13 protein-coding genes are annotated in these 9397 nt (G+C 65.6%); all 13 read left to right on the top strand.

Translation table 11 applies throughout. From position 1 onward, the window contains the following. Positions 1 to 12: 12 nt before the first annotated feature. The 13 genes from rpsH (at position 13) to PYV00_RS06580 (ending at position 9345) form a co-directional block, all read left to right on the top strand. Complete coding sequence (gene rpsH, locus PYV00_RS06520) at positions 13 to 408, top strand: 30S ribosomal protein S8 (RefSeq protein ID WP_275227471.1); 396 nt, start codon at positions 13 to 15, stop codon at positions 406 to 408. Next, a complete protein-coding gene (rplF, locus tag PYV00_RS06525) occupies positions 408 to 941 on the top strand; it encodes a 50S ribosomal protein L6 (protein ID WP_275227472.1) in 534 nt (177 codons plus the stop codon). Before rpsH ends, rplF begins: the two co-directional genes overlap by 1 nt. Beyond that, positions 941 to 1279 (top strand): 50S ribosomal protein L18, encoded by a 339-nt coding sequence (gene rplR / locus PYV00_RS06530; RefSeq protein ID WP_275227473.1) that lies wholly within the window; start codon positions 941 to 943, stop codon positions 1277 to 1279. The genes rplF and rplR overlap by 1 nt, the downstream gene beginning before the upstream one ends. Positions 1280 to 1281: 2 nt before the next feature. Beyond that, complete coding sequence (gene rpsE, locus PYV00_RS06535) at positions 1282 to 1995, top strand: 30S ribosomal protein S5 (RefSeq protein WP_275227474.1); 714 nt, start codon at positions 1282 to 1284, stop codon at positions 1993 to 1995. Positions 1996 to 2000: 5 nt separating this feature from the next. Further along, positions 2001 to 2177 carry a 50S ribosomal protein L30 gene (rpmD, locus tag PYV00_RS06540; protein WP_275227475.1) on the top strand — a complete coding sequence of 59 codons (177 nt, stop codon included), beginning with the start codon at positions 2001 to 2003 and terminating at the stop codon, positions 2175 to 2177. Positions 2178 to 2327: 150 nt separating this feature from the next. Further along, positions 2328 to 3488, top strand: coding sequence for an ankyrin repeat domain-containing protein (locus PYV00_RS06545; protein WP_275227476.1), 1161 nt, complete (start codon positions 2328 to 2330; stop codon positions 3486 to 3488). A 114-nt stretch (positions 3489 to 3602) separates the two neighbouring features. After that, on the top strand, positions 3603 to 4085 hold the full coding sequence (gene rplO / locus PYV00_RS06550) for a 50S ribosomal protein L15 (RefSeq protein ID WP_275227477.1): 483 nt from the start codon (positions 3603 to 3605) through the stop codon (positions 4083 to 4085). 170 nt (positions 4086 to 4255) lie between these two features. Further along, positions 4256 to 5623 (top strand): preprotein translocase subunit SecY, encoded by a 1368-nt coding sequence (secY, locus tag PYV00_RS06555; protein WP_275227478.1) that lies wholly within the window; start codon positions 4256 to 4258, stop codon positions 5621 to 5623. Positions 5624 to 5653: 30 nt separating this feature from the next. Continuing rightward, the gene (locus PYV00_RS06560; RefSeq protein WP_275227479.1) at positions 5654 to 6301 is read left to right on the top strand and encodes an adenylate kinase; all 648 of its coding nucleotides are present in this window, start codon (positions 5654 to 5656) and stop codon (positions 6299 to 6301) included. 47 nt (positions 6302 to 6348) lie between these two features. Beyond that, positions 6349 to 7038, top strand: a complete 690-nt coding sequence (locus PYV00_RS06565; RefSeq protein ID WP_275227480.1) for an SRPBCC family protein — start codon at positions 6349 to 6351, stop codon at positions 7036 to 7038. A gap of 317 nt (positions 7039 to 7355) precedes the next feature. After that, positions 7356 to 7724 (top strand): 30S ribosomal protein S13, encoded by a 369-nt coding sequence (gene rpsM / locus PYV00_RS06570; protein ID WP_275227481.1) that lies wholly within the window; start codon positions 7356 to 7358, stop codon positions 7722 to 7724. Positions 7725 to 7787: 63 nt separating this feature from the next. Next, complete coding sequence (gene rpsK, locus PYV00_RS06575; protein ID WP_007011846.1) at positions 7788 to 8177, top strand: 30S ribosomal protein S11; 390 nt, start codon at positions 7788 to 7790, stop codon at positions 8175 to 8177. Between the two features lie 109 nt (positions 8178 to 8286). Next, positions 8287 to 9345: a DNA-directed RNA polymerase subunit alpha gene (locus tag PYV00_RS06580; RefSeq protein ID WP_275227482.1), complete on the top strand. Its 1059-nt coding sequence runs from the start codon at positions 8287 to 8289 to the stop codon at positions 9343 to 9345. The last annotated feature ends 52 nt before the right edge of the window (positions 9346 to 9397 follow it).

Below are 9397 nucleotides of genomic sequence, written 5' to 3' on the forward strand. Positions count from 1 at the left end.
GGGACACGCAAGATGGCGATGACCGATCCCCTGGGTGACATGCTCACCCGTATCCGCAACGGCCAGCAGGCGAAGAAGGATTCCGTCCTTTCGCCCGCGTCCAAGCTTCGCGCCCGCGTGCTCGAGGTGCTCCAGCGTGAAGGCTACATCCGTGGCTACACCGAGGATGCCACCGGCAAGCACCCGCAGTTGCGGATCGAACTGAAGTATTTCGAAGGCGAGCCGGCGATCAAGCACGTCGCTCGCGTCTCCAAGCCGGGCCGCCGCGTCTATTCGGGTTCGAAGGAACTGCCGATCGTGCGCAACGGCCTTGGCATCACCATCGTCTCGACGCCCAAGGGCGTGCTCTCGGATGCCGAGGCACGCACCCAGAACGTCGGCGGCGAAGTGCTGGCGGAGGTGTTCTGATGAGCCGTATCGGCAAAAGGCCGGTAGCGATCCCGAGCGGGGTCACTGCCTCCATCGACAATGGCGTGCTTTCGGTGAAGGGCCCCAAGGGCACGCTCACCATGGGCTTGTCGGACCTCGTGACCTACAGTCTCGATGACGGCGCGATCTCGGTGCAGCCGGCCAACGACAGCAAGGCGTCGCGCAGCCATTGGGGTATGCAGCGTACGCTCGTCTCGAACCTCGTCGAAGGGGTGACGCAGGGCTTTTCGAAGATCCTCGACATCACCGGCGTCGGCTATCGCGCGAACGCCCAGGGCGGGAAGCTGAAGCTCCAGCTCGGCTATTCGCACGATGTCGACATCGACGTGCCCGAAGGCATCGAGATCAAGACGCCGGACAACACGACGATCGAGATTTCCGGTAACGACAAGCAGAAGGTCGGCCAGGTTGCGGCCGAGATTCGCCGCTGGCGCAAGCCCGAACCCTACAAGGGCAAGGGCATCAAGTACCGCGGCGAGTACATCTTCCGCAAGGAAGGGAAGAAGAAGTAATGGCCAAGCTTTCCCTTTTCGACCGCCGGCGCCGGCGGGTCCGCACCGCGCTTCGCGCCCGTTCGGGCGGCCGTCCCCGGCTTTCGGTGCATCGCACCGGCAAGCACATCTACGCGCAGGTGATCGACGACGCGCAGGGCCGCACGATCGTCGCCGCCAACACGCTGGGTAGCAAGGGCAGCGATATCGATGCCGCCATCCGCGTGGGCAAGGAACTCGCCGAGGCCGCCAAGCAGGCGGGCATTACCTCGGTCGTGTTCGATCGCGGCGGTTTCCTGTTCCATGGCCGCGTCAAGGCGCTGGCTGATGCCGCTCGCGAAGGCGGGCTGGAGTTCTGATGATGGCTGACGAAAACACCGAAAACCAGGTCGAAGTCGTGGTCGAGGGCGCCGAGCCCGAGGTCCGTGAGGGCCGTGGCGGCCGTGGCGGCGGCGATCGCGAGCGTGGTGGCCGTGGCGGCCGTGGCGGTCGCGGTGGCCGGCGCGACGATCGTCGCAACCGCAACGAGGACGACGGCGGCGAAGAGCTGATCGAGAAGCTCGTGCACATCAACCGCGTCTCCAAGACCGTCAAGGGCGGCAAGCGCTTCGGTTTCGCCGCGCTGGTCGTGGTGGGCGATGGCAAGGGCCGGGTCGGCTTCGGCCACTCGAAGGCCCGCGAAGTGCCCGAGGCGATCACCAAGGCGACTGCTTCGGCCAAGAAGAAGATGGTCCGCGTCCCGCTCAAGGAAGGTCGCACCCTGCACCATGACGGCAAGGGCCGCTTCGGCGCCGGCAAGGTCAACGTCCGCACCGCGCCCGCGGGCACCGGCATCATCGCCGGCGGTCCGATGCGCGCCGTGTTCGAAAGCCTGGGCGTTCACGATGTCGTGACCAAGTCGGTCGGCACGTCGAACCCCTACAACATGATCCGCGCCACGTTCGACGCGCTGACCAGCCAGACTTCGCCGAAGTCAGTGGCGCAGCGTCGCGGCAAGAAGGTCGCCGATCTGCTCGGTCGCGGTGGCGCGAACGAGGCGGAGGCAGAGGCCGCCGCCGATGCGATTGTGGAGTGAGTCAGATGGCTAAGATCAAGATCAAGCAGATCGGCTCGCCGATCCGCCGGCCGGAAAGCCAGAAGAAGATTCTCGTCGGCCTGGGCCTTGGCAAGATGCATCGCATTGTGGAGGTGGAAGACACCGCCGAAGTGCGCGGCGCGATCGCCAGGCTGCCGCATATGGTCGAAGTGCTCGACTGAGGCTTCACCGGCTCGACGTGAGTTATGCAAAAAGCCCCGGTGCCAGGCGCCGGGGCTTTTTTGTTCGGCGGAATGTGCGCGGCCGGGTGGCGGCGCTGCTGGGGAACTGACTTGGCTGGCAGGACATATGCGGCTTGGCTCGTGTGCGCGATGCTGCTGGGAACGGCGGCCTGCACGCCGCGCGAGCCCGAGCAGGAGCGGATCTGGGACGAAAGCCAGACCGGGGTTGCCGCCTGTGACGAACCGGCGCTGACGCCTGACGTCCTGAAGCGGCAGCGACTGGCGGACGAAGCCTTGCGCAAGGCCTTGCTCGCGGCCGGGCCCGATCCCGCCGTCGAAGCGCGCAAGGCCGTGGTGGCAGGCGATTTCCGCCTGGCCGCCGCCATGACGATGGATGCGGCCCATCCCCGGCTTTACGGCGCGCAATGCCGCATCGCCGGCGGGCTCGACCCATGGATGGCGCGCGTGATCGGCGTCGAGGGCGAGGATGCGGCGGACGACCGCTCCGGCGCCGAGCGCGCGCACCAAAGCCGCGTCGCCAGTTTCGGGCGCCGCTATAACCAGGCGCTGCTGGCCGATCCGCGCTATCCCTACAGCGACGTGTGCCGGCCCGGCGAGGACGCGGGCAAGGCGTCCGGGGCGGCCGGTCTCGCGCCGGAGCAGGCTTATGGCTTCCCCGATCTCGCGTCGCGGCCGATCCCGGCGACGCTGGCCGACGCGGCGCGGCGCGGCGACACCGCGAGCCTTGGCCGGATGCTGCGTTCGGGCCGTCACGACGTCAACGCCGCCGATATGTTCGGGCTGACCGCGCTTGCCTGGGCCATCGCCTATCGCGAGTCGGACGCGGTCGAAGCGCTGTTGCGGGCCAAGGCCAGCCCGGCCGGATCGAAATGCCAGTCGCTGCTCGATGCCAGTTCCCCGATCCAGATCGCCCGGTCGATGCAGTGGCGCAGCGAGATCCTGCGGATGCGCAGCATGGTCGCGCCCGAGGAATTCGACGAGCTGGCCGAGCAGCCGCAGATGTTCGAGAAGGAAGAGATGACCTTCCGGCTCGCGCTGATCGAACTGGCCAAGCGCCACGAAGAGGAACTGGCGCGGCAGGAATCGAGCGTCCAGCTCGTGACCATCGCCGTCGATGACGCGGGCAAGGCGCTTTCGTGCAAGCTGGAGCCCGGCACGCCGCTGCCCGTGTTCGATCGGGAAGTCTGCACGCTGGCGATGAATGTCCTGCGCTTCCGGCCGGCGCGCAACACCTTCGGCACAGCCGTTCCGGGCGAGTTCACCGTCGCCGTGCGCACGATGGGCAAGTGAGGCGAGCGCGCGCCGGCCGCCTCCGCCCAATTGAGGGGGTGACATTGCCATCGGCTTCCCTTATGGGGCCGCCTTTCCATCCAGCGCGACTTAAAGCGAAAGCGAGTGCAGACTATGAAACTGAACGACATCCGTGACAATGATGGTGCCCGCCACCGCCGCATCCGCGTCGGCCGGGGCATCGGCTCGGGCAAGGGCAAGACCAGCGGGCGGGGCCAGAAGGGCCAGAAGGCGCGCTCGGGCGTGGCCATCAAGGGCTTCGAGGGCGGCCAGATGCCGCTCCACATGCGCATCCCGAAGCGCGGCTTCACCAACGCCAAGTTCGCCAAGGACTATGCCGAAGTGAACCTGGGCATGGTGCAGAAGGCGATCGACGCGGGCAAGCTCGATACCTCGGCGGTGATCGACCACGCCGTGCTCAAGGCCGCGGGCCTGGCGCGTGGCGGCCGCGACGGCGTGCGCCTGCTCGGCAAGGGCGAACTCACCGCGAAGGTGAGCTTCCAGGTGGCCGGTGCGTCGAAGGGCGCGATCGAGGCGGTCGGCAAGGCCGGCGGCTCGGTCGAGGTGCTCGTCGCCAAGGAAGCCGCCGAAGCCTGAGTCCGCGCTCCCGCGACAGGGCGGGGAGCGCTGGTGCGCGTTTCCCCGCCTTCACGGGTTTTCGGCCCGGCGGGAATACCTATATGATTGTTTCCGCACCGGGGTTCGACAAGGCGCCTTGCGCAAGCTAAGGCCGGATCGACCCTTTCAATCGAGGCTCAATTTTCGCGATGGCTTCACGCGCCGACAACATTGCCAGCAGCCTGAGCCTGGCCAACTTTTCCAAGGCGACCGAGCTCAAGAACCGAATCTGGTTTACGATCGGCGCGCTGATCGTTTTCCGCTTTCTCAGCTTCGTGCCGCTGCCCGGCATCAACCCGCTGGTGCTGGAAACGCTCTACAGCCAGACTCGCGGCGGCATTCTCGATCTGTTCAACACCTTTTCGGGCGGCAGCCTGGAACGCATGAGCCTGATCGCGCTGGGCGTAATGCCCTATATCACCGCCTCGATCGTGGTGCAGCTTGCCGCCTCGCTCCATCCGGCGCTGATGGCGCTCAAGAAGGAAGGCGAGGCGGGGCGCAAGAAGCTGAACCAGTATACCCGGTACGGCGCCGTGCTGCTGTGCGCGATCCAGGGCTGGTTCGTCGCCACCGGGCTTGAGGCCTATGCGGCGCAAAGCGGCCTGCAGGCGGTGGTCAATCCCGGTTACATGTTCCGTGTTGGCGCGGTCGTCAGCCTGGTCGGCGGGACGATGTTCCTGCTCTGGCTGGGCGAGCAGATCACCTCGCGCGGGATCGGCAATGGCGTGTCGCTCATCATCATGGCGGGCATTGTCGCCCAGATGCCGACGTTCGCCGGCAACCTGGGGCGGCAATACAGCGCCGGCGATACCGGCAGCCTGCTGATCGTCGCGCTGATCGTGCTGGTCGTCTCGATGATCCTGTTCATCTGTTTCATGGAACGCGCGCAGCGGCGATTGTTGATCCAGTATCCCAAGCGGGCGACGCAGCGCGGCATGATGCAGGCCGATCGCAGCCACTTGCCGCTGAAGATCAACACCGCCGGCGTCATCCCGCCGATCTTCGCCAGCTCGCTGCTGCTGCTGCCGCTCACCATCACGCAGTTCGCCGGCAAGTCGCTGTCGACCGATACCGCGATGGGCCAGTTCGTGGTGACGCTCAACCAGTACCTTGGTCACGGCAAGCCGCTCTACATGGCGCTTTACGCCGCTGGCATCATCTTCTTCTGCTTCTTCTACACGGCTGTCGTCTTCAACCCGGAAGAGACGGCGGAGAACCTCAAGAAGAATGGCGGCTTCATTCCGGGGATTCGTCCGGGCAAGAACACGGCGACTTATCTCGATTATGTGCTGACGCGCATCACCGTGATCGGCGCGGCCTATCTCACGATCGTCTGCACCGTGCCGGAATACTTCCTGTCGCAGACCGGGCTGCCGCTGCTGTTCCTGGGGGGCACCAGCCTGCTGATCGTCGTCAACGTCACGGTCGACACGATCACCCAGATCCAGTCACACCTGCTGGCGCACCAGTATGGCGATCTCATCAAGAAGGCGAAACTGAAAGGCAGGCTGCGGTGACGCGGCCTTGAGCGTATTGGGGGTTTTTGCGTGAACATTATTCTGCTGGGACCGCCGGGAGCGGGCAAGGGAACCCAGGCGCAGCGTCTGGTCGAGCGGCACGGGATGCGCCAGCTCTCCACCGGGGATATGCTGCGCGCCGCGGTCAAGGCGGGTACGCCGATCGGCCTGCAGGCAAAGGCGGTCATGGATCGCGGCGAGCTGGTTTCCGACGAGATCGTCTCGGGCCTCATCGGTGAGGAACTGGACGCGATGGGGCCGGATGCCGGCGCCATCTTCGACGGTTATCCGCGCACGGCCGCCCAAGCCGAATCGCTCGACGCTCTGCTGGCCGAACGGGGACGCACGCTCGATCATGTGATCGAGCTGGAAGTGGACGAGGACGCGCTGGTCGAGCGTATCACCGGCCGCTTCACTTGCGCCACCTGCGGCAAGGGCTACCACGACAAGTTCGAGCAGCCGCAATTGCCGGGCACGTGCGACAAGTGCGGCGGCACCGAGTTCAAGCGGCGGCCGGATGACAATGCCGAAACCGTGCGCACGCGCCTTGCCGAATATCGCGCCAAGACCGCGCCGATCCTGCCGATCTACGAAGCGCGCGGCATCGTCGCGCGGGTCGATGGCATGGCCGACATGGATGATGTGACCAAGGCGATCGAGAAGATCGTGGCCGCCTGATCTTCGCGGGCGACCGCAAGGCACTGGCGAACGAAGAGGAAGTGCCCATGTTCCGCCCGGTGTTTCGCCCGGCCTTGGCCCTCGCCGCGTTGCTGGCGCCGCTGCCCGCGTTGGCGGGCGTGCAGGCGGTGACGGAGCGGGGGTTCGTGGTGCGCTATGTGGCCGAGGTGCCCGCCAGCGCCGACGAGACCTGGGAAACGCTGATCGCGCCCGCGAAGTGGTGGAGCAAGGCGCATACGTATTCGGGCGATTCCCGGAACATGACGATCGACTTGCGGCCGGGTGGCTGTTTCTGCGAAATCCTGCCCAGCACCGTTTCGCCCAATGCCGCGCCCCGTGGCGGTGTCGAGCATATGCGCGTGGTCTACGTCGAGCGCGGGCGGGCCCTGCGGATGGTCGGCGGGTTGGGGCCGCTGCAATCCGACGCGGCGACAGGGGTGATGACGGTCATGCTGAAACCTGCGGGTGCGGGTACGCGCATCCTGCTGGAATACACGGTAGGCGGCTATTTCCGCACCGAACCCAGGAACCTTGCGCCGCTGGTCGACCAGATGCTGACCGAGCAAGTGACGAGCCTGGCGCAGAAGCTGGGCGGCAAGCTGGTGACGGTGAGCGAGCCCGCCAGCGAACCGGCGCGCGAGCAGGGCGCCGGGCCGTCAGAGCCGGTCCCCGCGCCGACCGCCGCTCCGCGCGAGCCGATGAAAGGCGACAGGATCGGCGAGATCATCGGCCACTGAGCGCGTCTTTCGCGATTACGGCCATTTTGGGGTTTTGACTGCGGCCCCGCGATGCGGTAAGTAGAGATCACAGGCATTGGAAACCTCACCGGACTTTTTCGGTGTGGTCAAAACTTATTGGCGTGCGGGGCGTTGACAGCCCTTGTGAATCATTCTAAGCGCGCCCTTCACTCGACAGAAACGGCTCGGTCCGGCAGGCGTCAGCCACTGTGCGCGCTACCCGGACTTTTGCCTTTTCGCACCGTTGCCTGTCACAAGAGTGTTGATCGCGTTGAGATAGGGGTGGCTGAGGCGCCTCTGTGGAGCAGGAGAATTAAGTGGCTCGTATTGCCGGGGTAAACATCCCCACCAACAAGCGTGTTATCATCGCGCTGACGTATATCCATGGAATCGGCCGGACCAAGGCTGTTGAGATCGCCGACAAGCTCGGGATCGATCACAGCCGCCGCGTGCAGGATCTGTCCGACGCCGAAGTGCTGCAGATCCGCGAGGCGATTGACGCCGATCACGTGGTGGAAGGCGATCTTCGCCGCCAGACCGCGATGAACATCAAGCGCCTGATGGACCTGGCCTGCTATCGCGGCCTTCGCCACCGCAAGGGCCTTCCGGTTCGCGGCCAGCGCACGCACACCAACGCGCGCACCCGCAAGGGCAAGGCGAAGCCGATCGCCGGCAAGAAGAAGTAAGCCGCAGGGCCGGAGCGGCCCTTCACGGTTTCCCCCAGCGATTTTTCGACAGGATAGACGAACATGGCACGCGAACCCCAGCGCATCAAAAGGCGGGAGCGCAAGAACATCACCAGCGGCATCGCGCATGTGAATGCCAGCTTCAACAACACCATGGTGACGATCACCGATGCCCAGGGCAACGCCATCTCTTGGTCGTCGGCCGGCATGATGGGCTTCAAGGGCAGCCGCAAGTCGACGCCCTATGCCGCCCAGGTCGCCGCCGACGATGCCGGCAAGAAGGCCGCCGAGCATGGTGTCCGCACCCTTGAGGTTGAGGTCAAGGGCCCGGGTTCGGGCCGCGAGAGCGCGCTGCGCGCGCTTCAGGCCGTCGGCTTCACCATCACCTCGATTCGCGACGTTACGCCGATCCCGCACAACGGCGTCCGGCCTTCCAAGCGCCGCCGCGTCTGATCGAGCCTGTACGGACGGCGAGGCCCTCTCGCCGTCCGGCTTTCGGATCGGCCGCGGCCCGCATCGGGCACCGCGGCCGTAACCGCACTGAACATCCCAGGGGAAGTCCATGACCGTCAACATCAAGAACTGGCAGGAACTCAAGAAGCCGAACAGCCTTGAGGTCAAGCCGGGAGCCGACCCCAAGCTCCGCGCGACTTTCGTCGCTGAACCGCTTGAGCGGGGTTTCGGCCTGACGCTCGGCAACGCGCTGCGTCGCGTGCTGCTGTCCTCGCTTCAGGGCGCCGCGATCACCTCGATCAAGATCGACAACGTCCTGCACGAGTTCTCGTCGCTGGCCGGCGTGCGCGAGGACGTGACCGACATCGTGCTCAACGTCAAGCAGATCGCGCTCAAGATGCAGGGTGATGGTCCGAAGCGTTTGCAGCTTTCGGCGATCGGCCCGGCCGCGGTCAAGGCGGGCGATATCGCCGTCTCGGGCGACATCGAGGTGATGAACAAGAACCTCGTGATCTGCCATCTCGACGAAGGCGCCACGCTGAACATGGAACTGACCGCCGACACCGGCAAGGGCTATGTCCCGGCCGTGTCGAACCGTCCGGTCGATGCGCCGATCGGCCTGATCCCGGTCGATTCGCTGTACTCGCCGGTGCGTCAGGTCTCCTACAAGGTCGAGAACGCGCGTATCGGCCAGGAACTGGACTTCGACAAGCTGAGCCTCACGGTCGAGACCGACGGCACGGTCACGCCCGAAGACGCGGTCGCCTATGCGGCGCGCATCCTGCAGGACCAGCTCGCGCTGTTCGTCCACTTCGAGGATATCGCCCCGGTCGGCACCTCGCCGATGATCGGCATCGCCGCCGCCGCGCCTGAAGAGAGCGATACCAACCAGCTCAACCGCTACCTGCTCAAGAAGGTGGACGAACTGGAGCTGTCGGTGCGTTCGGCCAACTGCCTCAAGAACGACAACATCATCTACATCGGCGATCTGGTCCAGAAGACCGAGGCAGAGATGCTGCGCACGCCGAACTTCGGCCGCAAGTCGCTCAATGAGATCAAGGAAGTCCTCAGCTCGATGGGGCTGCGCCTGGGCATGGATATCCCCGGCTGGCCGCCCGAAAATATCGAGGAAATGGCCAAGAAGCTGGAACAGGAACTGCTCGGCTGAACCCCGGGCGGGCCTGCCACCGGCAGCCGACAAGGGTGATGGGGCGGCGACC

The sequence above is a fragment of the Novosphingobium album (ex Liu et al. 2023) genome, from assembly GCF_029076845.1.
Taxonomy (GTDB): Bacteria; Pseudomonadota; Alphaproteobacteria; order Sphingomonadales; family Sphingomonadaceae; genus Novosphingobium.